The following is a 21,459-nucleotide window of genomic DNA, read 5'->3' on the forward strand; positions in this document are numbered from 1 at the left end:
GGACCGGTCGGTCTCCTCCCCAAGGAGTGCAGCGTGCGTGACATCCTGCCGGCGCTGGAACGCTGGTACGCCTCCGGTGTCCCGTTCGGGCTCGCCACGGTCGTCGCGGTCAGCCGCAGTGCGCCGCGCGAGCCCGGCGCCGCCATGGCCGTGGGGCCGGACGACGAGGTCGTGGGGAGCGTGTCCGGCGGCTGTGTGGAAGGCGCGGTGTTCGAACTCGCGCAGGAGGTCGTCGCGAGCGGCGAGGCCCGCCTGGCGACCTTCGGATACAGCGACGAGGACGCTTTCGCGGTCGGGCTGACCTGCGGCGGCGAGATCACCCTGCTGGTGCGGCCCGTGACCCCGGCGGCGGACCCGGTGTTCGGGGCGCTCGCCGCGTCCGTCGCCGCCCGGGAACCGGTGACGCTGGCCATGGTCGTCGACGGCCCCGCCCCGCGCGGGGCCACTCTCGCGGTGTGGCCGGACCGCGTGGCCGGCACGCTCGGCACACCCGGCCTCGACGCGGCCGTCACCGCCGACGCGCGCGGCGAACTCGCCCTCGGTGCCACGGTCCAGCGGCACTACGGGCCGCGCGGAGAGCGCCGCGAGGACGAGGTCACCGTCTTCCTGCAGTCCTACGCGCCGCCGCCGCGCATGCTGGTCTTCGGCGCCATCGACTACGCGGCCGCCGTGGCCCGGATCGGCGACTTCCTGGGCTACCGGGTCACCGTGTGCGACGCCCGCCCCGTCTTCGCCACACCCAAGCGCTTCCCGGCCGGTGTCGAGGTCGTCGTGGACTGGCCGCACCGCTATCTCGCCGGGACCGTCACCGACGAGCGCACGGTGATCTGCGTCGTCACCCACGACCCCAAGTTCGACGTGCCGCTTCTCGAGGAGGCGCTGCGCCGGCCGGCCGCCTACATCGGCGCGATGGGCAGCCGCCGTACCCACGACGACCGGTTGGCGAGGCTCATGGAGGCCGGTGTCACGGCGCGGGAGCTGTCCCGGCTGCGCTCGCCGCTCGGCCTCGACCTCGGCGCCCGCACCCCCGAGGAGGTCGCGGTGTCCGTCGCCGCCGAGATCGTCGCCCTGCGCTGGGGCGGCACCGGGACACCGCTCACCGCGACGAGCGGGGCCATCCACCCACCCGCGGCCACCTGACGGCGAGCCGGCTCAGCAGGCAGGCTGCCGGCCGGGCGAGGGCTCGCCCGGCCGGCAGGGGGTCACGGCGTCGGCGTCCTCCAGATGCCACGGCCGTGCGTGGCCACGTACACCTGGCCGCCGTCGGGACTCGGGGCGAGGTAGACCGCCGGCGCGGTGGGCAGGTTCGTGCCCAGGCGCGTCCAGTGGCCCGCCGAGGTGCTGGTGAACACGCCCAGGTCGGTGGCCACCACGAGGGTGCCGTCCCGGGTGATGAGCGCCGCGTTGGCCGGGGCGTCCGGGAAGGAGTCCGCGGCCGCGGGGTCACCGCTGACGTCCGTCCAGGTCGTGCCGCCGTCGGTGGTCTTCCAGACGTGGCCGTATCCGGCCCCCGGGCCCTCGTTCCAGTGCCGGGAGAAGCCGTTGACGACCGCGTAGACCGTCTTGCCGGAGGCATCGGACGGGTCGATGGCCAGACCGGAGATGTAACGGTTCGGGAAGGCGGCGGGCAGGCTCACCTGGTGCCAGGCGCCGCCGTAGTCGGTGGCGACACCGCGTCCGAAGGTCCCGTCGACCGCGGAGCACGGGCCGCACCATGCCGCCCACGTCACGTGGCCCCGGCTGGCGACGGCCGAGGCGGAATGACCGGCGCCCAGGTCGAACAGCCGCGTCCAGTCGGCGCCCGACGTGCTCTGCCAGGTCCTGGTGTTGCCCCAGACGTACTGGCCGCCCGCGACCCACAGACCGTTCGGGTCGGTCTCGTCCGCGGCGAACGGGGCGATGAAGCGGGCCCCCGGGTCGCCGGGCGCGATGTCGGTGATCACGTCCTCGGAGCCGTCGTCGCTCGCGGTGTAGCCGCAGTTGCCGGTGATCTGCAGCGCGAGGTCGACGTACTCCCCGACCGTCTGGCAGCCGTTGGCGGGGTTGACCAGCTGGTCGCCGCCGTCACCGCCGAACGGCGAGACCATCTCACCGTCCGGGTTCAGCCGCTGCCCCTGGTAGGTGGCGCCCTTGGGGGCGAGCAGCGAGACGCCGTTGTCCTGCAGACCGCCCCAGACGGCGTCGCCGCTGCCGTCGGTCATCCGGCCCGCGCGCACCGAGTAGTACTGGAGATTGCGCAGGGTGCCGGACTCGTTGAGGTTGCGCCAGCCGGCCGTCGTCTGTGTGGTCGGGCGGGCGTAGGCGCCGCCGTCGTTGCCGACGAACACCTCCGGCGTGCCGCCCTTCCACTGCGAGAAGGCGAGGGCGTGCTGGTCGGAGTGCATCACGTCGCCGTCGCAGGAGTTCTGGGCCGGGTCGTACGAGAAGCACGGCATGCCGAAGTCCCAGTAGCGGCCGATCGCCTTCCAGGTCGCGCCGCCGTTCCGGGACTCGAACATCTCCTCTAGGCCGAGGTAGACGTGGTCCGGGTCGCTCGGGTCGACGGCGATGACCTGGTCGTACCAGGCCTGGGAGCCGGGCTGGTAGCCGCTGCCGATCTCGTTGATCTTCATCGCGGAACCGGTCGCCGACAGCGCCGAGGACGTGGCGATCTGCTTGAACGAGCCGCTCGCGTCGCCGCTCCGGCTGACGTACACACCGGCCAGCACCGAGTACACGCCGGAACCCGAGGACTTGTCGAGCAGCTTCGGAGACTCCATCGAGACGTACAGCCGGCTGCCGTCGGCCGCGTACGCGAAGGCGGCGTTGCCGATCTCGGCGGGGTTGATCGCACCGGTCGGGTTGGCGCGCTTCCAGGTGGCGCCGGCGTCGTCGGAGTAGTAGAAGCCGTTGTAGCCGGCGCCACCGCGCCAGGCCACGTTGGCCAGCAGCTTCCTGCCGTCGCTGCCGGGCTGTACGGCGATGTCGTTGGCGATGTCCGCGTAGTGGCTGTCCACCCCGCAGCTGACGCCGCTGATGCCGACGCCCGCGCACGGGGCCAGGACCTTCGTCCAGGCGGTGGACTGCCCCGCCGTCAGCGGGCGCCGGAAGACGCCGTGCGAGGAGGCGGCGAAGACGTAGCCGGCGGCCTTGTCGAAGGTGACGGTGTGGACGGAGCTGCTGTCCAGCTCGGTGCCGCCCACCTTGCCGGTCTCGGCGAAGGTGCCGGTGGCCGGGTTCGCCAGCCGGTAGACGCCGCTGCCCAGGTAGTTGTCGGAGGCGGTGGTCGCCTCGCCGGTGGCCAGCCACAGCGAGCCGTCGGGCGCGACGGCGAGGGCGCCCACGGACAGGGCGGGCAGCCGGTCGGCGATCGGCGTCCAGGTCCGCCCGTCGTCCGTGGAACGGAACACGCCGCCGCCCGCGGCGCCCGCGTAGACCACGCCCTGGTGCGTCGGGTCGGTGGCCAGGGCGGCGATCCGGCCCGCCGAGTGCCCCGCGCCACCACCGGAGTTGGAGGCGGACCGGTCCCGGTAGTGCAGTGCGTCCTCGTTGTACGGCGCGGTGGTGACCTCGCTCCAACTGCCCGCCCTGACCGGCATGTTCTTGATGTGGGTCCAGGCGTCGGCGTAGGCGCCCGGTGCGATGCGGCCGTCGGGGGAGAGCCTCGGCTCGTTGAACGAGTCGAGGGACTCCATCAGTTCGTGGGACTCCTCGCCCGCCACGTCATGGCGGCCGGACCCCCTGTCGGCGTCCACCCCGTAGGCGGCGACCGGTATCGCCCCCGCCAGCAGAAGCGCGGCGGCGGCGACGGCGATCACCGGTCTGCCGCCGCCCTCCGCGGCGCGGCGCGGTCTGCGCCGTGCGGAAAACACACCCATGGACTTGTCTCCGGGTTCTTCGGAGTAAGGGGCGGCCGCCCCTACGGCCGCGGGATCTCTTACTGCCGAGCGCCGGAACCGTACTCCCGTGGCGTGTGCCGATCACAGAGGTTTACAGCGACTTTAGAGTCTGACAAACGTAATGATTGGCAAAAACAGGCTCGTTCGGCGCGTCACCGCTCATACCTCTCAAGGGGCCGTCACCCCCTGTGGGTTACAGCGCGCACGGTCCGGAATGTGTCACCCCTGGGCCCGAAGACCGGGGTGCAGGACGGCGAACAGCCCCTGGACTCGGGTGCCGTCCGGCAGGGTCCAGGGCGCGGCGACGTGGCCGACCGCTCCCTGCGGGGCGACGGGCGCGCCGTCCGGCGCCGGCCGCAGGACCCGGTGCAGCCGAAGCGTCGCGCCCTGCGACAGGGGCAGTTCGGTGCCGTCCTGGTCGTCGGCGGGAGCCTGGGCGGGGTCGATGGCGAGCGGGCCCTCGCCGGTGCAGGAGCCGATGACCGTCGGGTCGGGAGTGTCGGTGGTGTTCTGGTCCTGGGCCTGTGCCGCGCCCTGGACCAGGGCGAGCAACTGCGCGCCCAGAACGGGGTCGTGGCAGCCGTCGTAGACCCAGCGCCGGCCGAGCACTCCGTGTTCCATGGTGCCGACGAGGGCGTGCTCGGCCCCGTCGAGCGGGGCGCCGCGGTAGGTGAGCGGCACCAGGTAGGTGGTCGGTCCGGAAGCCGAGACGTCGGTGACCACCATGAATTCCATCCCGACTGCGCCGTCGGGGTCGTCCAGCCGGAAGCCTCCGGACTTGGCCAGGTCCGGTGCGGCCGCGCCGCGGTACCACGGACGGGAGGGCAGCCAGGAGGTGAGCAGTTCCAGTTTGGTCGGCTTCACGAATGTCTTGTGGATGACGGCCATGCCGAGGTCTCCTTCCGTGAGGTGATCAAGTCCCGACATCCTCGCACCGGAGCGGCGCCGGGGCGTCGGACGTGCGCTCGTGAGCGGGCGCCGGCGACGGATCCGCCGGTGTGGGCCTGTCGCGCCGCCCGGTGCGGGCGATGACGGTGGTCAGGGCGCCCGCGAGCAGGCCCCAGAAGGCGGAGCCGATGCCGAGGAGGGTGACTCCGGACGCGGTGGCGAGGAAGGTGATGACGGCGGCTTCCCGCGACTCCTTGTCGGACAGGGCCGTGGTCAGCGAGTTCTCGATCGTGGCCAGCAGGCCGACGCCCGCGGTGGCGAGGACCAGCGCCTGCGGCATGGCGGTGAGCAGCGAGGCGACCGTGGCGCCGAAGACACCGGCGCAGAGGTAGAAGATCCCGGCCCACACGCCGGCGACGTACCGCTTGGCGCGGTCCGGATGCGCCTGTGGGCCGGTGCAGATGGCGGCGGTGATGGCGGCGAGGTTCAGTCCGAACGCGCCGAACGGGGCCAGCAGGACGTTGACCGCACCGGTCCAGGACATCAGGGGGGACACGGGGACGTCGTAGCCCGAGGCGCGCAGGACGGCGACTCCGGGCAGGTTCTGCGAGGCCATGGTGACGACGAACAGCGGCACGCCGACGCTGACGATAATCTTCCAGTCGAAGTCCGGCGCGACGAAGACCGGTGCGGCCAGTGAGACTCGCAGCCTGTCCATGTGCCAGCCGCCGGCGACGACCGAGGCGAGGACACCGCCGGCGAGCGCGAGAAGCACCGCGTACCGGGCTGCGAAACGGCGCGCCAGGAGATACAGCGCCAACACGGGGAAGGCGATCGCGAAATGGCCGTGCATCGTGCTGAACAGACCGGTGCCGAACCGCAGCAGCACCCCCGCGAGCAGAGCCGAGGCGAGCGGCACCGGGATGCGGTCCATGGCGCGGGCGAACCAGCCCGTCACGCCGGTGACAAGGACGAGCAGCGCCGAGAACACGAACGCGCCGACCGCCTGCCGCATCGGCACCCCGGCGAGACTCGTCGACAGCAGGGCCGCGCCGGGCGTCGACCAGGCGGTGACGACGGGGGCGCGATACCGCAGGGAGAGACCGACGCAGGTGACGGCGAGCCCGACGCCGAGCGCGAGCATCCAGGAGCCGATCTCCCGCGGGCCCGCCCCCGCGGCCCTGGCAGCGGTGAACACGAGCGCGGCGGAACTGGTGACGCCCACGGTGACGGCGATCAGCCCGGCGGCCACGGCCGACGGCGGCGCGGCCGCGCGCAGGCGGGTGGTGAAGGAGAGCATGGGCGACTTCTCAGGGAGGAGGGGTGCTCCGGCGTTCTGACGGAGCGTTCTGCAGCTCGAAGCGTTCTGTAAACGGAACGTTCTGTATGTGGAACACTAGGGAGGAGTGCCGAGGCCGTCAACCACGGCGGACGAGAGCGGGAGCGGGATCCGGCGATGGGGCTGAACGACGAGGTGGGGCGCAGGCTCCGGGAACTGCGCGGCGAGCGGGGCCTGTCGCTCTCCGAGCTGGCGCGTCGCTCGGGAGTGGGCAAGGGCACCCTCTCCGAACTCGAGAGCGGCACCCGCAACCCCACCCTGGAGACCCTCTACGCGCTGACCACGGCACTGAACCGGCCGCTCAGCGCGGTTCTCAGCGACGCCCCGCCCGCACGGGCCGACGAGCACGAGGGCGCGGTCTCCGGCAGCGCGGTCACGGCGGCCCTGATCGAACGGCACGAGGACGCCGACGCGGTCACCGACATCTTCCGCGTCACCATCGCCGCGGGCGCCACGCAGGAGTCGGCCGCGCACGTCGCGGGCACGAGCGAGACCCTGATGATCCTCAGCGGCACGGCCGTCGTCGGCGTCCTGGACGATCCGGTCACGGCCGGACCGGGCATGTCGGTGTCCTGGCCGGCCGACACCCCGCACCTCTACAGCGCCCCGCACGGCGACGTCCACGGCATCCTCTTCGTGCGCTATTCGGCCGCCGCACTGTGAGGTGCCGGTGAACGGCCCGGCGGGAACGGCCGCTTCGCGCATTTCCGCCGCAGGGGCCACGAAAGGCACCCACTCCGCTAACATGATCGAACTAAAAACGATCGCTTTTATATCTGACAAAACGGCTGAAAAATTGATATCCAGACCATCGCGGATTCCTTCGCAGAGAAACAACAGAATAGAGTCCGGCGCGTGGCGTCCGTCACGGGCGATGCTGTGGACCGCGATGGGTGTGGTGACCTTCGCCTTCCTCATCACCCTGGAGATCGCCGCACGTCACTACGGGGAGCCGGGGCCGATCACCGATCAGGCGCGAGAGCTGGTGTTCGCGCCCAAATCGGGGCCACTGCTGTACGCCGGTATGGCGTTGATGATGGTGGTGCTCAGCCGGCGGGACCGGTTGGCAGCGGCCGGCGTGGCGATCGGTGTCGACGTCGTCCTGTGGCTGGTGCGCTGGGCCGCCGGCGCGGAGGCGACCCACGGCCATCCCTTCGGCACCGGCGCGTTGTGGGTCGTACTGGGTTACGGGGTCATAGCCGTCACGCGTCGCACCGGCCCGGAGCGGGTGCTGTTGCTGAAGGGCGTCGGACTGGGCCTGCTGCTGGTGGCCGGCCGCAAGACGGGCGACACCTGGCTGCTGATCACGTCGAAGACCCGCCCGACGGTGCTCGACCAGTACGTGGCCGTGGCCGATCGGGCGCTGGGCAGCCCGTCCTGGCTGGTGGGACGCATGGTCGAGGCCACCGGCCCGATCGGCGCACACGTCCTCGACTACGTCTACGTCCAGCTCGCGGTGGCAGCGGTCGTCGTCGCGCTCTACCAGCTGCGCCACGTCGCCCGTGACCGCCGCTTCCCGGCCCACCATCTGGTGCGCACCTTCCTGGTCATCGGGCTGGTCGGGCCGGCCGTCTACATGATCTTCCCGACGGTCGGGCCGGTCTTCGCCTACGGCACCGGCGCGTTCGGCACCGGCGGGCTGCACTGGGCGGTGGCCGACCTGTGGCCCCACACGGTGCCGGCGCTGAGCGCCCCGCACTGGATGCCCTACGACGAGATCACCCCGCGCAACTGCATGCCCAGCCTGCACACCGCGTGGGCCACGGCGATTTTCCTCCATTCCCGCAACGGCCCGAAAATCCTGCGCCACGCGGGCACGTTCTGGCTGATCGCCACCCTCACCGCGACGCTGGGATTCGGTTACCACTACGGCGTGGATCTCGTGGCCGGTGTGGTGTTCGCATTCACCGTCGAGGCGGCCCTGCGCGCGTTCGACCGCGGATGGGACCGTGCGGGAATCCAGCTGGTCGTCCACGGGACAGTCGTCTTCGTGGCGCTCCTGGTGTCGTATCGCTATCTGCCGATGCAGATGGCGCGGCACCCCTGGGTGAGCGGCCCGCTTCTCCTCGTGGCCATGGCGTCCGTGGTCTACGGCTATGTACGCACCACCGGTCTGTGGGAACCGAAGGCCGCGCCGGCGCGGCAGCCCCGGCCGCAACCGGAGCTGGTGTGAGCCACGTTGTCCGAGCGGCGCCACGGGGAGACCCGGGGCGCCGCTCACGTATGGGTGGGCGCAGAGAAAACGGCGGCCGTGACGGTCACGTCCGCAGATGCGACGCCCCGTTGAGGTCGAGGATCGTGCCCGACGCCCATTCGGCGGCCGGGGAGGCGAGCCAGACGACGGCCCCCGCGATCTCCTGCGCGGAGGCGACCCGGCCGAAGGGACTCTGTGCGCGGATGGCGGCACCCTCGGCGCCCTCCTGGCGTGCGGCGACTCGCTCCGTGTCGAAGAAGCCGGGCGCGACCGAGGCCACCGCGATGCCGTACGGGGCCAGCGACACGGCCAGCGACTGGCCCAGGGCGTGCACCGCGGCCTTCGTGGCCCCGTAGGCCGGGTGGTCCGGTTCGCCGCGGAACGCGCCGCGCGAACCGATGTTGACGATGCGGCCACCCGTGCCCTGGTCGATCATGCGCCGGGCCACGAGATGACTGAGGTTCGCCGTGGCGAGCAGGTTCACGGCGACATGCCGCTGCCAGAGCGCCACCCACTCCTCGTACGGCGTCTCCGGCAGCGGATGGCGGATGTTCACCGCCGCGTTGTTCACCAGCACGTCGACACCGCCGAGCGCCTCGGCCGCCGCGTCCACGACGGCCGCCGCGCCCGCCGGGTCGGCGAGGTCGCCCCCGACCAGGGTGTGCCCGGAACCGGCGAGGGAGTCCAGCGTCATGCGGGCCTCGTCGGCACGCGACCCGAAGTGCACGGCGACCCGGTCCCCGCCCTCGGCGAACGCCTGCGCCACGGCACGCCCGAGCCCCCGCGACGCACCGCTGACCAGCACGCGCCGCCCTGACGCGGACGCACTCACGCTCATGAGAGAACCTGCCCGGCGGTCACGATGCGGAGCCTTTCGCTGACGGACGTCGACGGCGCAAGCATAGGAGACGCCCCGCTCCCTCACCCGCGGTGGACGACCTCCCCGCCGACCATGACCAGGTCGCACACCGTCCCCGGGATCTCCTCGGGCTGGACGGTGAGGACGTCGCGGGAGAGGACGATCAGGTCGGCGACCTTGCCGACCGACAGCGAACCACGCTCGTGCTCCAGGAAGTTGGCGTACGCCGACCCCATCGTGTAGCCGTGCACCGCGGTCTCGATGTCCACCGTCTCCTGCGGCATCCACGCCTCGCCTCCGCCCAGCGGCCGGCGCGTCACCGCCGTGTACAGGCCCACCATGGGGTCCATCTCGGCGACGTTCCAGTCACTGGAGAACGCCAGCGTCGCCCCGGCCCGGTGCAGGCTGCGCAGGGGCCACGCCTTGTGCCAGCGCTGCGGGCCGACGTTGCGCGCCCAGTCCTGGCCCGGACCGGCGATCTCGGGGGCGCAGTGGCGCGGCTGCATACAGGCCACCACCCCGAGGCCGGCGAAGCGCGGCACGTCCGCCGGGTCGCAGCACTCCACGTGGACGACCTGGTGGCGGGCGTCACGGGGGCCGTTCGCGGCGCGGGCGCGGGCCACCGCGTCCAGCACGGTGCGGATGCCGCGGTCCCCGGTGGCGTGCACGAAGCACTGGAAGCCGCGCGCGTCGAGCCGGGTCAGCAGCTCGGCGAACTCCTCGGGCGGGTAGAAGGTGTCACCGCGGTGCCGGCAGCCCGTGTACGGCTCCAGCAGGGCGGCCGTGCGCGGCTCGACCACGTCGTCGATGTAGAGCTTGAGGGGGCCCACCCGCATCCACTCGTCGTCGAACCGCCGCGCGGCCTCGGCGAATTCGTCCAGGTCGGCCTCGCTGGTGCCGCGCGGATGGAACAGTGCGGCCACCAGCCGGGAGCGCAGGCGCCCTTCCTTGCGCGCGCGGACGAACAGCTCCAGATCGTCCAGCGAGTTCTGTGGTTCCACGACGGTCGTGATGCCGAAGCGCACCGCGTCGTCAAGACTGCGCAGCAGCCGGCCGTACTGACGCTCGGGGGAGGCCCAGGGCACGCCGAGCTCGCGCAGCGCCCGATGCCCCTCGCGGGACAGGCCGCGCACGGCGAAGTCCCGGACGAAACCGGTGGGTTCCCCGGTGACCGGTTCCGTCTCGGGCACGCCGAACGGCAGCTCCCCGCAGGCGCGTGTCACACCGAGCCGGGCCATCGCGGCGCTGTTGAGCCACATGGTATGCACGTCGTAGCTGAGGACGAAGGCGGGCGTGTCACCGGTCAGCTCGTCGAGGTCCTGCGCACGGGGCATCCGCCCGCCGGGCAGGACCGAGTAGTCGAAGCCCTCCGCTTCGATCCACCCGGCGCCCGGGTGCTGCGCGCGCCAGGCGGCGATCCGGGCGGCGACCTCGCTCAGCGAGCGGGCCCCGGCCAGTTGCACGCACTCCCGGTCCGAGCCCAGCCGGACGTGGTTGTGCGCGTCCACGAAGCCGGGCAGGACCCGTCGCCCGCCCGCGTCGACGACTTCGGTGGTCGGGCCCGTCCACGCTGCGGCGTCCGCGTCGGAGCCCAGCCACACGATGCGGCCGTCGCGCACCGCGAGCGCCTCGGCCGACGGCAGGCCCGGATCGACGGTGTGGATGCGGGCGTTGCGCAGGACCAGGTGGGCGGGGGAGGGGAGGGTCACGATCTGTTCTCCAGTGTGCGTGCGGTGGCGGGGCGACGGCTGCGGGGCCGGTGTCAGTCGTCGGCGTCGGGAGCCGCGACCTGCCAGCGGTCGTGCGGATGCCGGCGCAGGTACAGGAGGTAGTAGAGAGCGGCCGCCGCGACGACACCGCCGGTGATGGCGAGGTCGCGTCCGGCCTGCTGGTACAGCACGTAGCCGACCGAGGCGAGGACGACGACGGGTGCCAGCGGCCACAGCGGCATCCGCCAGGCCGGGCGGCCACGCAGCGGTGCGCGGCGAGCGGCCAGCGCGGCCAGGGCCAGCAGGACGTAGACGACGGCGAGGATGGCGCCGGTCGCCTCGTACAGCGTCGACAGGTCGGCGAAGCAGGCCAGTGCCGCTCCGGGCAGGCTGATGGCGAGGGTGGCGACCCACGGCGAGCCGAATCGGGGGTGCAGCCGGGTCAGCGCGCGGTTGACGGGTGCTGGCCAGGCCCGGTCCCGGCCCGAGGCGTAGACCACCCGGGCGTTCTGCAGCACCATCACCAGGACCGCGTTGAGGATGGCCAGCGCGACGCACAGGTCGATCACCGTGGCCGTGGTTTCCCCCGCCCAGCCGCGCACCAGGTCGGAGAAGGTGGCCGTGGACAGGGTGTCGGTCGACGGGGTGCCGAGCACCGCCGCGACGGCGGGGACGACGATGACGGCGGCGCCGACGAACAGCGACCAGAAGACGGCACGCGCCACGTTGCGGCGGGGCCGGTGGATCTCCTCCGCGAGATAGGAGGCGGTGCCGAACCCGTTGACCACGAACATCGCGGCGGCCAGCCCGGAGACCAGGAGCCCCAGGGTGAACGTCGATTGTCCGGCGGTGGTCTGGGACACCTCCGGGTGGACGAGCACCGATGGGGAGCGCTGGGCGTGGGCGAGGCCCAGGACGGCCACCACTCCGGCGGCGACCACCTCCAGGACCAGGAACGCGCCGGTCACCAGGGCGTTCGATCTGACGTCGAGGACGGCCGTCGCGATCGCCACGAGCATCACGGCGCAGCCGGCGACCTGTGGGTCCACCTGGACGAGGTCGGCGAGGTAGTCGGCCGTGCCCAGAGCGATCACAGGGGGGGATGACCACGAGCATGGCGATGGTCATGGCGAAGGTCACCCAGCCCAGGAACCGGCCGAGCAGCGCGTCGACCATGGCGTACTCACCACCGGAACTCGGGGTCAGCGTGCCCAGTTCGGCGTAGCAGGCGCCCACCGCGATCGAGATGACGATCCCCACCGCGATGGTCAGCGGAGCACCCGTGCCCTGACCGGCGAACAGCTCGGGGACCAGGATGAACAGGGACGAGGCGGGGGTGATGCAGGACAGCGTGAGCAGAACGGCGCCCACGGGGCCGAGGACCCGGGCGAGGGCGGCGGGCGCCGCGCCGTCGCCGGCCAGGGCCGGGGAGGGCGCCGGCGGGGAAGTGCCGTGCGGTGTGTCGGCTGGTGTGTGCGTCATGAGTGCGTCCCCGGGGATCGGGCGGCTGGCCGCGGGCGGAGGGGCGGGGGAGAACGCTTCCTTGAATGGGGTTCAAGAAAGTTTGAACGCCATACAAGATGTGGAACGAGGTGCGGCCCTGTCAATAGATCGCGTGAGGGCTCTCGAAGTTTGAACAGCATTCAAGCTCGGGGGGACGGCGCCGCTAGACTGTCCGCCGTGACGGCACCAGAGGCACGACGCAGACGCGGCGGGATGATCGCCCGCGAGCGCATGCTCGAAGAGGCGATGCGGGCCATCGCGGAGCACGGTCTGGCCGAACTCACCATGTCCGGACTCGCCGAACGCCTCGGCACCTCCGGCGGGCACATCCTGTACTACTTCGGCAGCAAGGACCGGCTGCTCCTCGCAGCGCTGCGGTGGAGCGAGGACCGCCTTGCCGGGGAACGGCAGGCCCTGCTGTCGCGGCGCACGACCATCGCCCGCCGCCTCGACGCCTTCGTCGAGCTCTATCTGCCCCAGGGGCCGCGCGACGCCCGCTGGATGCTGTGGATCGAACTGTGGGCGCGCGCCGCGGGCAACAGCGAACTGACCACCGCCCAGGACGAGTTCGACCGGGCCTGGCAGGAAGACCTGGAGCAACTGCTGCTGCGCGGGGTGCGCCAGGGACGCTTCGGCCTGCCTCAGGGCGAGGTGCCGGAGGCCGCCGACGCGCTCCTCGCCCTCCTCGACGGGCTCAGCACGCGTGTGGTGCTGGGACTGCGCGGAGCCACCCGCGAGGGAGCCGTCCGTACGGCGCGCAATGCCGCCCGCAACGCCGCGCGTCCCCTCGCATGACCTCCGCCCCCGGGAAGACGCCGGATCGCCGGATCACCGGAACGGCGCGACGGTCGTGGTGACGCGGGTCAGCGCCGGCCGGCGGGGCACGGAACCGAATCCGAAGCGCACGGGCGGGTCGACGGGCGCCAGGGCGCCGAGATCGTCGCCCGCGAAGGCTGCCGACACCCCCGTGACCGGCCACAGCCCGCCTGCGCCGTACCACTCACGGCGTCCGGGCACCGCGCTGCCGCGGGTCCGCACGCCGCGCAGCAGCAGCCGGGCGACCGGATCCGTGACCACCGTCCAGGCCGCACTGCGGGCGAGCGGTGCGGGCACCGCCGCGAGCACAAGCCCGAGCGGTCCGGGCCGGCCGACCGTGAACCCCAGCTCCAGCGGCCCGGCACGCACCGTGCAACTGCCGCCCGTCGCCGTCACCTCGACGGGTACGACACGCACCGTGTCGAAGAGGTACGTGCCGCGGACGAAGTCGGCGACGCGCCATGTGGGCGCGAGCAACAGCCGCTCCCCGTCGGCCCGTTCGATCATCACGTCGCTGAACGGGCCGAACGGCGACCGCGGCCAGTGACCCACGACGATCCGGGTGCCCGAGGTGGTGCCCAGGCCGGCGATCCAGCCGTCGAAGCGCTGCCGCGCCCGCCGGCCCGTGGAGCCGCGTCCACGGTTCATCCGCCCGCTCCGCAGCCGTCGTGGGGCGGCCCCTCAGCGACACGGACGGGACGGCCCGAGCCGTACATGCCTGACCGCCTCCGAGAAGTGCACCACGGGTTCACCGGCGGGCGCCGGGAGACCGGCCGCGCGGGTCAGGGTCTCCTCGGCCACCTCGAGGGAGGCGGCCTGCAGCGGCCACGGCTCGTGCTCGACCGGCGTCTGCCACAGCATGCCGTACCGGCGTGAGTACGCCCGCCACCGCGACGTCAGCCACACGTCCCGTTCCGTCGGCCTGATCGGATCACCGGGGCGGACGACGAGCCGGTAGGCGACGTCGCCGCCCCACCGCGAGCCCGTGTACGAGACGACGTCCCCGTCCATGGAGACGCGCAGGGTGCCCTGGTGGTACGGCACGCCCACGGCGCGCGCCGCGAGCATCAGGGGAAAGGCCACCTCGATGCCCAGGAACCACAGCCCGTCCCGCCCGGAGTCCCGGTGCCGGGCGTAGGTGCGCAGGTTGGTCTCCGCGAACGTCGGCAGGCCCGGCAGCCCGGAGGGCACGCCGGGCGGGCGGACGTCGGCCATGACGAAAGGCGTCAGACTCACCCAGGCCGCGCCCTCGTACTCGTCGACGACGAGTTCGGGCGGCAGCAGGGCCTGCACCGTGCGCGCCGGGAACGGCCAGTGCACGAAAGTCTGCCGCAGCCAGCCGGTCCGGAGCGCGGGGAGGCGCACCCGCTGCTCCGCTCCATACGAGACCACCAGCCCTGCGTTCCCCTCCGCCGACGGGCAAAACGCCGTGCTCACGCCGACGGTACGCACCGGGCACGGTCACCGGACCGGCGGTCCGCCGCAGACGTGCGCTACCAGACCCCGCGACGCCGGGATGATCCGGACGACAGGGCCTGCGTCAGCCGGGCCGGTGCTCCGGCCCGTGGTGGTGCGCCGAGGCTTCCGCGACCTGCTTGAGCGCCGACGCCGTGGCCGGGTCACCGACCTTGGCGGGCTCCTCGTGCACGTGCTCCTCGGGCTCGTCGTGGCGGAAGTGGGACGGGGCCAGCCGGTCGCCCGCGCCCTGGTCCCGCGCAGCGGTGTCGTCGGTGCGCACGGGCACCGGCCCGGGCCCCTCGGACCTGCCCGCAGCGGTGCGTGTCCCGTCGCCCTCGTGCCGTTCGCCCCGGCCACCTTCGGTGTCCCGGTCCGCGCCCTCCTCCGTGCCGCGTTCGGGACGCGGCTGGGTCAGCCAGGCGATGGCGGCGCCCGTGAGCGCCACGGGCCACTCCACCACTCCGGCGACGCCCAGCACACCGGCCCCGGTGTAGACGGCCAGCCGGCGGCCGCGTGGGGAGATCGCTCCGATCCGGTCCAGCGCATCGTCGGCGAACCTGCCGACCTGCTCGGCCCCCGGCAGGCGCCGGAGCCCGGAGGCGACGGCCCCCAGCGGCTGGAGAAGACCCGACGGACGGCTTCCGACCTGGCTCATTTCGAACTCCTCCCGGGCATCGTGGACAGGCGGCCTCTGTCTCCCAGTGTCACACTCGCCGCGCGGTCCGGGCCGCGCCGGACCACCGCGGGCAGCGCCGCTCACAACAGCGCCGGAGCCACCCCCGGAGCGAGCCGCACCCGTCCGCCGTGGCCGCAGGCGACGACGCGGTCGCCGAGCCCGGCCCGGTCGGCCTCGGCGAGGAACGCGGACAGCGGTGAGCGCATGACCGTGTAGTCGCCGTAGTGGACCGGCAGGATGCGCCGGGGAGCGAGCTGCCGGGCGAGTTCCACGCCCTGCGCACCGTCCATCGTGACCACGAACCCGCCGGGAAGGCGGGTGCCGCCCAGGTGCAGGACGGCCAGATCGGCGGCGGGGAAACGGGTGGCGACCTCGGCCAGGCCGTCGTACGGCAGGGTGTCGCCCGAGATGTAGAGCCGCATCCGCGGGGGCCGCCCCGGCGGGCCGAACTCCAGCATGCTGCCCATCACCGGCGGCAGCAGCCCGCGCAGCACCGGGTGACCGGCGTGGCGGCCCGGCAGAGCCGTGACCCTGACCTGCGCGTCCGCGCGCTCGAGGGTGAAGTGCCGCCAGCTGCGCAGCCCCGCCGTACGGGGAAAGCCGTGCAGGACCCTCAGGCGGCGCGCGGCGTGCGGGGTGGTCAGCACCGGAACGGTGCGGTCCAGACCCCGGCGCGCCCGCCGGTCCCAGTGGTCGCCGTGCAGATGGGAGAGCACGATCCCGTCGAGGCGGGGCAGTTCGTCCACGTCGAGCGCAGGCTCGGTCAGACGCCGGCTGAGCAGCCCGTACCCGAGGTAGGCGTACTGCCCGCGGTGCAGGAAGTTCGGGTCGGTCAGGAGCGTGAGCGGCCCGTAGCGCAGCAGGACGGTGGCGTTGCCGATGAAGTGGACGTCGAGCGCGTCGTCGGGGGCGTCGTCCGTGATCGGGGACATGGTCGCCCGCCCTTCGCCGGGTCGCGGGGCCTGCCACACGCCGCCACCGCGTCAGGTGGTCTCTCTTCCGATCCGCGGCGGGTTCCCCGGCGCACCGCCCGGAAACAGCCGGCCACACCCCGGCAAGGCGCCGTCCCGGTGCGTGGCGGCGGCACCCCGGGGTACCCAGACCAGCCCTGCGGGGCCGGAAGACCTGCCGGTCGGCGGACAGGCGGACAGGCGGACAGGCGGAGTGAAGGAGCGGCCATGACGGGCGACAGCCCCCGTACCGGCGCACAGCGGGCCCGGCGCCTGCGGGAGACCGCCGCCGAGGTGTTCGGCTGGGACGAACTGCGGCCCGAGCAGCTCACCGCGATGGAGTGGGTACTTCAGGGACGCGACACTCTCGTCGTCATGCCGACGGGAGCCGGCAAGTCCGCCGTCTACCAGGTCCCCGCCCTGTTGCTGCCGGGGCCGGTGGTCGTCGTCTCGCCGCTGCTCGCCCTGCAGCGGGACCAGATCGCCGGACTGCCCGGCGGCGAGCGCGGACCGGGAGCCGTCGCCGTGAACTCCGACCTCTCCGCGGCCGAGACGGAAGCGGCCTGGGAGGCGGTGCGCGGCGGCGCGGTCACCTACGTCTACCTGTCCCCGGAACAACTCGCCAAGGACGAAGTGATCGGGCGGCTGGCCGAGGCCCGCCCCGCCCTGTTCGTGGTGGACGAGGCCCAGTGCGTGTCGTCCTGGGGCCATGACTTCCGTCCCGACTACCTCCGCCTCGCCCAGGCCGTACGGCGCCTGGGCCGGCCGCCCGTCCTCGCGCTCACCGCCACAGCCGCGCCGCCGGTCCGCCAGGACATCGTCGAACGGCTCGGCATGGACCGGCCCCGGCACCTCGTCACCGGCTTCGACCGCCCCGAGATCCGGCTCGAGGTCCACCGCCACCTGGAGGACGACGAACGCCGGCGCCTGGTCGTCGAGCAGGCCGCGGCCGAACCCAAGCCCGGCATCGTCTACGCCGCGACCCGCAAGGACACCGAGTACTACGCCGCGGAACTGGCCTGTCTGGGACTCGCCGCCGAGGCCTACCACGCGGGCCTGCGCGCCGCGGAACGCCGGCGGATCCACGAGGCGTTCCTGTCGGGCGAGGCGGACGTGGTGGTGGCGACCACGGCCTTCGGGATGGGCATCGACAAGGAGGACGTGCGGTTCGTGCTGCACGCCGCGCTGCCCGGTTCCCTGGACGCCTACTACCAGGAGATCGGCCGCTGCGGCCGGGACGGGCGGCCCGCCCTGGCCGTCCTGCACTTCCGTCCCGAGGACACCGGGATGCAGGTCTATTTCAGCGGTCGCGCTCCCGGTGCGGACACCGTCGGTGCGGTCGTAGAGGCCGTCCACGACCACGCCGGTGATCCGGCGGACCTCGACGAACTGCGCCGGGACACCGGCCTTTCCCGCACCAGGGTCACCACCGCGGTGAACCTGCTGGAGGAGGCCGGGGCCGTGGTCACGGACGCCTCGGGCGCCGTGTCACCCGACCCGGACACGGCACCGGCCCGGGCGGTGAAGCGTGCGGAGGAGAGCGCCGAGACCCACCGGCGCATGGACCGCTCCCGGGTCGACATGGCCCGGGCCTACGCCGAGACGACCGGTTGCCGACGGCGCTTCCTGCTGGGGTACTTCGGTGAGGAGTACGAGCCGCCGTGCGGGAACTGCGACGTCTGTGACGCCACGGAGGCCGAGGGCGGCGACGGCACACGGGACGACGGGCAGGCGGTGCACCCGGACGCCGGCGCCTATCCGGTCGGTACGGCCGTGCGGCACGGGCAGTGGGGGAGGGGCACGGTGCTGAGCGAGGACGGCGACCGCATCACCGTGCTCTTCGACGACGTCGGCTACCGCACGCTCTCCCTCGACGCCCTGGCCGGCCGCGACGACCTGCTCACAGCGGTGAGCGAGCCGGGCGACGCGTCCGACCGCTGAAACGGACGCCGTCACCGCGGTGGCGTGGCCGCCGGCCGGTTCGTCACGGCGCCGAGTCCGGACCACTCAGCACCCGGAACGTCGCCGGCCCGAGCGTGATCACCCCGTCGCTCAGGGGCGTGCACCGCACGCCGCCCTTGCCCCGCAGCGCCCGCTGCGCACCCGGACCGATGGTCCCGTCCATCCAGGCGCAGGGCCGTGCGGGACGGTTCAAGGCGAGGACGACGGGCCCGGCGCCGCAGTCCAGAGAGATCGTCGCGCCGACGAAGGAGTCGATGTCGACACCGCTGAGCAGGACGTTGCGCCGGGTGTGCCTCAGGTCGGTGGTCGGGTAAATGTCCCGGGGGAGATTCTCCGCGGACATCAGCGTCACCGAGGCGTCCCGATGAGCGGCGCGGGCGTAGTAGCGGTCCCCGACCAGTCCCAGCCCCCGGCGCACCTCGACCCGTGTCACCGACTCGTCGTCCGGTCCGGGGGCGGGCCCGTCCGCGGGCCGTCCGGACAGCCGGTGCGCCGGTGACACCAGCAGCTGCACCACCGCGACCTCGGTCATGCCCTCACCCTAGATGAACAGGTGAACGACTAGGACTTCCTGGCCAGCCCGGCGGAGATGAGGTGCTCCCAGACGGTGAGCTCCCGTCCGCCGCCGCGGTTCCACCGGCTGTCGACCACGTCGGGACGCCACAGGCTGGCGGGGACGACCCCCGGGTCGAGGATCTCCAGTCCGTCCAGCAGGGCTTCGATCTCCTCGTCGCTGCGCCACCGGCCGCGGCCGAACGTCTGCTGGAGGACCTTCTCCGCCTCTTCCGTCTCGGGGTTGTTGCCGGAACGGAAGTGGCTGACGAAGAAGTAGCTCCCGGAGGGCACCTGTTCGCGCCAGTAGCGCACGATGGCAGAGGGGTCCTCCTCGTCATTGACGTGGTGGAGGATCGCACTGAATATGACGGCGACCGGCCGGTCGAAGTCGATCAACTCCACGGTGTCCGGGTGGGCACGGATGGCCTCGGGATCGCGCACATCGGCCGGGACGACGCGGGTGTGCTCGTTCTCCTCCAGCAACGCACGCCCGTGCACCAGTACCTGGGGGTCGGTGTCGACGTACACCACCCGGGACTCCGGCGCGTGCCGCTGCGCGACCTGGTGGACGTTGTCGGCGGTCGGCAGACCACTGCCCAGGTCGATGAACTGCCGCACGTCCGTGGTCGTCGCGATCTCCCGCACCGCTCGCGTCAGGGCCGCCCGGTTGGCGAAGGCGATCGCCACGGAACCGGGAAGGTCACGTTTGAAGACGTCGCCGATCTCCCGGTCCACGGCGTAATTGTCCTTGCCGCCGAGCAGGTAGTCGTACACACGGGCGATACTGGGCTTGGTGGAGTCGATGGAGGAGCCTTCATGCGTCATGGCCACCATCTTCCCCTCCAACCACCCCCGCTGACCATGACTTTGGCTTGTTGCCCCCTTTCCCGGCCCACGGCCGGCGCACTCACTTCTTCTTCACGCCCTCGTTCCAGATCAGCTTGGCGATGTTCGGCTTCACAGCGGTGGTGATCACTCCCATCGCCGTACGCACATACCGGCGTTCGCCCATCTCGCGGAGCATGCTCGCGGCCAGATCGGACCGGGCGGTGAACACCCCGTCCGCGCTGGTCTCGGCTGTGTGATAGTCCGTCACCACCGGGTGCTCGAAGAGTCCCGAGGGCCGTACGAGCGTCCAGTCGAGGTCCGTCTCACGGATCACGGCCTCCATGCGGCGCATGTCCTCGTGCAGGGTACGGCCTAGGCGCCGGTTCACCAGCGGGTCGAGCACCAGGTTGAAGAAGTGTGCGCCGGTGGGCCGCCAGTGCGGGTCCGCGATGCTCGAACTGACCGCGAGCAGGCGCTTGACCCCGTGACGGGCCATCGCCTCGGTGATCGTCCGGGCACTCGCGGAGTACGTGGTGATCTCCTTCTTGCTGAACGGCGTGCCCAGCACCGACAGCACGGCATCCGCACCGCCGACCGCGGCGTCGACGCCGCCAGGATCGGTCGCGTCGGCGACCGCCACGGTGAGCCCTGGACGCCCGGCGATCGACCCGGGCCGTCGGGTCACGGCGACGACCTCGTGACCGGCGGCGAGAGCCTGTTCGACGAGCCGGCGGCCGGTGGGTCCATTGGCTCCGAAGACGGTGATACGCATGACGGCGGGTCCTTCCCTTCGTACGGGGCGGCGGAACGCTCTTGACCCTGCCGGGCGGGCCACGCAAGCTCAACGCCGATGAATAAACCGCCACCTCCCCAGCCGGCCGGTCCACGCGGGCGAGGCCGTCCCCGCGGCAACCCGCCCACCCGCGATTCGATCGTCTCCGCCGCCCGTCCGCTCTTCGTCGAGCGCGGTTACCGCGCCACCACGCTGCGCGCCGTCGCCCAGGCCGCCGGAGTGGACCCCGCTGCGATCGCTTACCACTTCGGTTCGAAGAAAGCCCTGTTCGCGGACGTCATGCAGGTCCATTGCGCCAACGCGCTCACCGTCGACCGCGTCCTGGCCGGCGACCCGGCCACCCTGCCCGACCGCCTCATCGACACGGTGACCGGCCTGTGGGAGGACCCCGACTTCCGCCGGCTCACCAGTCAGGGGGAGGAGGTCGCCGCGGCAGTCCGTGACTATCTGGAATCCGAACTCCTGGCCCGCCTCGTTGAATTTCTCGGGGCCCGCACCGCCACCGCGCGAGCCACGGCCGTCGTGACCATCCTCGGCGGGCTGATCTACACCCGCTACCTCAACCCCCTCCCGACGGCCACCGCCCTCACCCCCGCCGAGATCCGCCGGATCCTCGCTCCCTCACTGCACGCGGCACTCAACCCCGCCATGCGCCCGAGGTGAGGAACCGGCGCCTGAGCCAAGGCAGTTGACGGCTGCGCACGCGGCGGACGTATTCCCTGCCCGGCGTGAAAGTAACGCGTCGATCGCGTGTTTGCCGGGACGCGAAGAGAGCACACGACGGCCAGGAGGTTGATAACGATGGTTCCCCTGCTTCTGGTTCTGCTGCTGGCTCTCGTTCTCTTCGGTGCGGGCTTCGCACTCAAGGCCCTGTGGTGGGTCGCGGTGATCGTGCTCGCGCTGTGGCTGCTCGGTTTCGTGGTCCGTCCGGCGGCCGGTGGGGGCCGCCGCGGCCGCTGGTACCGGTGGTGACCCGGTACCGCTGACCGAGCGGCACTGGAACGGCGCCACGGGGCGGTGGCGCACGAGGGGTGGGTCGGCCCGAGGGGGG

At 72.4% G+C, this 21,459-nt stretch carries 21 protein-coding genes and 1 pseudogene; 8 read left to right on the forward strand and 14 right to left on the reverse strand.

The genetic code is table 11. The features are described 5' to 3' along the window. The first annotated feature begins 33 nt into the window (after positions 1–33). A complete protein-coding gene (locus tag AB0J12_RS05270) occupies positions 34–1,140 on the forward strand; it encodes an XdhC family protein (RefSeq protein ID WP_363262846.1) in 1,107 nt (368 codons plus the stop codon). A gap of 62 nt (positions 1,141–1,202) precedes the next feature. Here the strand turns inward: AB0J12_RS05270 and AB0J12_RS05275 are convergent, their stop codons facing one another. From AB0J12_RS05275 to AB0J12_RS05285, 3 genes are all read right to left on the reverse strand, one after another. Then, complete coding sequence (locus AB0J12_RS05275) at positions 1,203–3,857, reverse strand: glycosyl hydrolase (protein ID WP_363262847.1); 2,655 nt, start codon at positions 3,855–3,857, stop codon at positions 1,203–1,205. Between the two features lie 240 nt (positions 3,858–4,097). Beyond that, positions 4,098–4,766: a 1,4-alpha-glucan branching protein gene (locus AB0J12_RS05280; protein WP_363262848.1), complete on the reverse strand. Its 669-nt coding sequence runs from the start codon at positions 4,764–4,766 to the stop codon at positions 4,098–4,100. 25 nt (positions 4,767–4,791) lie between these two features. Further along, on the reverse strand, positions 4,792–6,066 hold the full coding sequence (locus AB0J12_RS05285; RefSeq protein ID WP_363262850.1) for a benzoate/H(+) symporter BenE family transporter: 1,275 nt from the start codon (positions 6,064–6,066) through the stop codon (positions 4,792–4,794). A gap of 156 nt (positions 6,067–6,222) precedes the next feature. On the opposite strand from AB0J12_RS05285, the gene AB0J12_RS05290 reads away from it, so the two are divergent. Both AB0J12_RS05290 and AB0J12_RS05295 read left to right on the forward strand, forming a co-directional pair. Beyond that, positions 6,223–6,768 carry a helix-turn-helix domain-containing protein gene (locus AB0J12_RS05290; protein WP_363262851.1) on the forward strand — a complete coding sequence of 182 codons (546 nt, stop codon included), beginning with the start codon at positions 6,223–6,225 and terminating at the stop codon, positions 6,766–6,768. Positions 6,769–6,979: 211 nt separating this feature from the next. Beyond that, the gene (locus AB0J12_RS05295; protein ID WP_363262852.1) at positions 6,980–8,278 is read left to right on the forward strand and encodes a phosphatase PAP2 family protein; all 1,299 of its coding nucleotides are present in this window, start codon (positions 6,980–6,982) and stop codon (positions 8,276–8,278) included. Between the two features lie 85 nt (positions 8,279–8,363). Here the strand turns inward: AB0J12_RS05295 and AB0J12_RS05300 are convergent, their stop codons facing one another. The 3 genes from AB0J12_RS05300 to AB0J12_RS05310 form a co-directional block, all read right to left on the reverse strand. Beyond that, positions 8,364–9,137 carry an SDR family oxidoreductase gene (locus AB0J12_RS05300; RefSeq protein WP_363262853.1) on the reverse strand — a complete coding sequence of 258 codons (774 nt, stop codon included), beginning with the start codon at positions 9,135–9,137 and terminating at the stop codon, positions 8,364–8,366. A gap of 83 nt (positions 9,138–9,220) precedes the next feature. Then, complete coding sequence (locus AB0J12_RS05305; protein WP_363263213.1) at positions 9,221–10,867, reverse strand: amidohydrolase; 1,647 nt, start codon at positions 10,865–10,867, stop codon at positions 9,221–9,223. 53 nt (positions 10,868–10,920) lie between these two features. Next, positions 10,921–11,961: an APC family permease gene (locus AB0J12_RS05310; RefSeq protein WP_363262854.1), complete on the reverse strand. Its 1,041-nt coding sequence runs from the start codon at positions 11,959–11,961 to the stop codon at positions 10,921–10,923. Positions 11,962–11,969: 8 nt separating this feature from the next. On the opposite strand from AB0J12_RS05310, the gene AB0J12_RS05315 reads away from it, so the two are divergent. Then, positions 11,970–12,092, forward strand: a complete 123-nt coding sequence (locus AB0J12_RS05315) for a hypothetical protein (protein WP_363262855.1) — start codon at positions 11,970–11,972, stop codon at positions 12,090–12,092. Here the strand turns inward: AB0J12_RS05315 and AB0J12_RS05320 are convergent. Continuing rightward, positions 12,038–12,349, reverse strand: a pseudogene (locus AB0J12_RS05320) (amino acid permease); the annotation flags it as partial. The gene AB0J12_RS05315 and the pseudogene AB0J12_RS05320 sit on opposite strands and share 55 nt — an antisense overlap. Before the next feature lie 198 nt (positions 12,350–12,547). On the opposite strand from AB0J12_RS05320, the gene AB0J12_RS05325 reads away from it, so the two are divergent. Further along, positions 12,548–13,165, forward strand: a complete 618-nt coding sequence (locus AB0J12_RS05325; protein WP_363262856.1) for a TetR/AcrR family transcriptional regulator — start codon at positions 12,548–12,550, stop codon at positions 13,163–13,165. Between the two features lie 33 nt (positions 13,166–13,198). On the opposite strand, the gene AB0J12_RS05330 is transcribed toward AB0J12_RS05325, so the two are convergent. The 4 genes from AB0J12_RS05330 to AB0J12_RS05345 all read right to left on the reverse strand — a co-directional run bounded on the left by AB0J12_RS05330 (position 13,199) and on the right by AB0J12_RS05345 (position 16,252). Further along, positions 13,199–13,834, reverse strand: a complete 636-nt coding sequence (locus tag AB0J12_RS05330) for a hypothetical protein (protein WP_363262857.1) — start codon at positions 13,832–13,834, stop codon at positions 13,199–13,201. 33 nt (positions 13,835–13,867) lie between these two features. After that, the gene (locus AB0J12_RS05335; RefSeq protein WP_363263214.1) at positions 13,868–14,551 is read right to left on the reverse strand and encodes a DUF2071 domain-containing protein; all 684 of its coding nucleotides are present in this window, start codon (positions 14,549–14,551) and stop codon (positions 13,868–13,870) included. Between the two features lie 175 nt (positions 14,552–14,726). Next, positions 14,727–15,299: a hypothetical protein gene (locus AB0J12_RS05340; RefSeq protein ID WP_363262858.1), complete on the reverse strand. Its 573-nt coding sequence runs from the start codon at positions 15,297–15,299 to the stop codon at positions 14,727–14,729. A 101-nt stretch (positions 15,300–15,400) separates the two neighbouring features. Continuing rightward, the gene (locus tag AB0J12_RS05345; protein ID WP_363262859.1) at positions 15,401–16,252 is read right to left on the reverse strand and encodes an MBL fold metallo-hydrolase; all 852 of its coding nucleotides are present in this window, start codon (positions 16,250–16,252) and stop codon (positions 15,401–15,403) included. Between the two features lie 246 nt (positions 16,253–16,498). Between AB0J12_RS05345 and AB0J12_RS05350 the strand changes: the two genes are divergently transcribed. Continuing rightward, on the forward strand, positions 16,499–18,211 hold the full coding sequence (locus AB0J12_RS05350; protein ID WP_363262860.1) for an ATP-dependent DNA helicase RecQ: 1,713 nt from the start codon (positions 16,499–16,501) through the stop codon (positions 18,209–18,211). A 43-nt stretch (positions 18,212–18,254) separates the two neighbouring features. On the opposite strand, the gene AB0J12_RS05355 is transcribed toward AB0J12_RS05350, so the two are convergent. From AB0J12_RS05355 to AB0J12_RS05365, 3 genes are all read right to left on the reverse strand, one after another. Then, a complete protein-coding gene (locus AB0J12_RS05355) occupies positions 18,255–18,764 on the reverse strand; it encodes a molybdenum cofactor biosysynthesis protein (RefSeq protein ID WP_363262861.1) in 510 nt (169 codons plus the stop codon). Positions 18,765–18,793: 29 nt separating this feature from the next. Then, a complete protein-coding gene (locus AB0J12_RS05360) occupies positions 18,794–19,612 on the reverse strand; it encodes an SAM-dependent methyltransferase (protein ID WP_363262863.1) in 819 nt (272 codons plus the stop codon). Positions 19,613–19,694: 82 nt separating this feature from the next. Then, positions 19,695–20,387: an NAD(P)H-binding protein gene (locus AB0J12_RS05365; RefSeq protein ID WP_363262864.1), complete on the reverse strand. Its 693-nt coding sequence runs from the start codon at positions 20,385–20,387 to the stop codon at positions 19,695–19,697. 78 nt (positions 20,388–20,465) lie between these two features. Between AB0J12_RS05365 and AB0J12_RS05370 the strand changes: the two genes are divergently transcribed. Further along, positions 20,466–21,071 carry a TetR family transcriptional regulator gene (locus AB0J12_RS05370; RefSeq protein WP_363262865.1) on the forward strand — a complete coding sequence of 202 codons (606 nt, stop codon included), beginning with the start codon at positions 20,466–20,468 and terminating at the stop codon, positions 21,069–21,071. 138 nt (positions 21,072–21,209) lie between these two features. Next, complete coding sequence (locus AB0J12_RS05375; RefSeq protein WP_363262866.1) at positions 21,210–21,380, forward strand: hydrophobic protein; 171 nt, start codon at positions 21,210–21,212, stop codon at positions 21,378–21,380. The last annotated feature ends 79 nt before the right edge of the window (positions 21,381–21,459 follow it).

Source organism: Streptomyces sp. NPDC049915, from assembly GCF_040656475.1.
Lineage (GTDB): Bacteria > Actinomycetota > Actinomycetes > Streptomycetales > Streptomycetaceae > Streptomyces.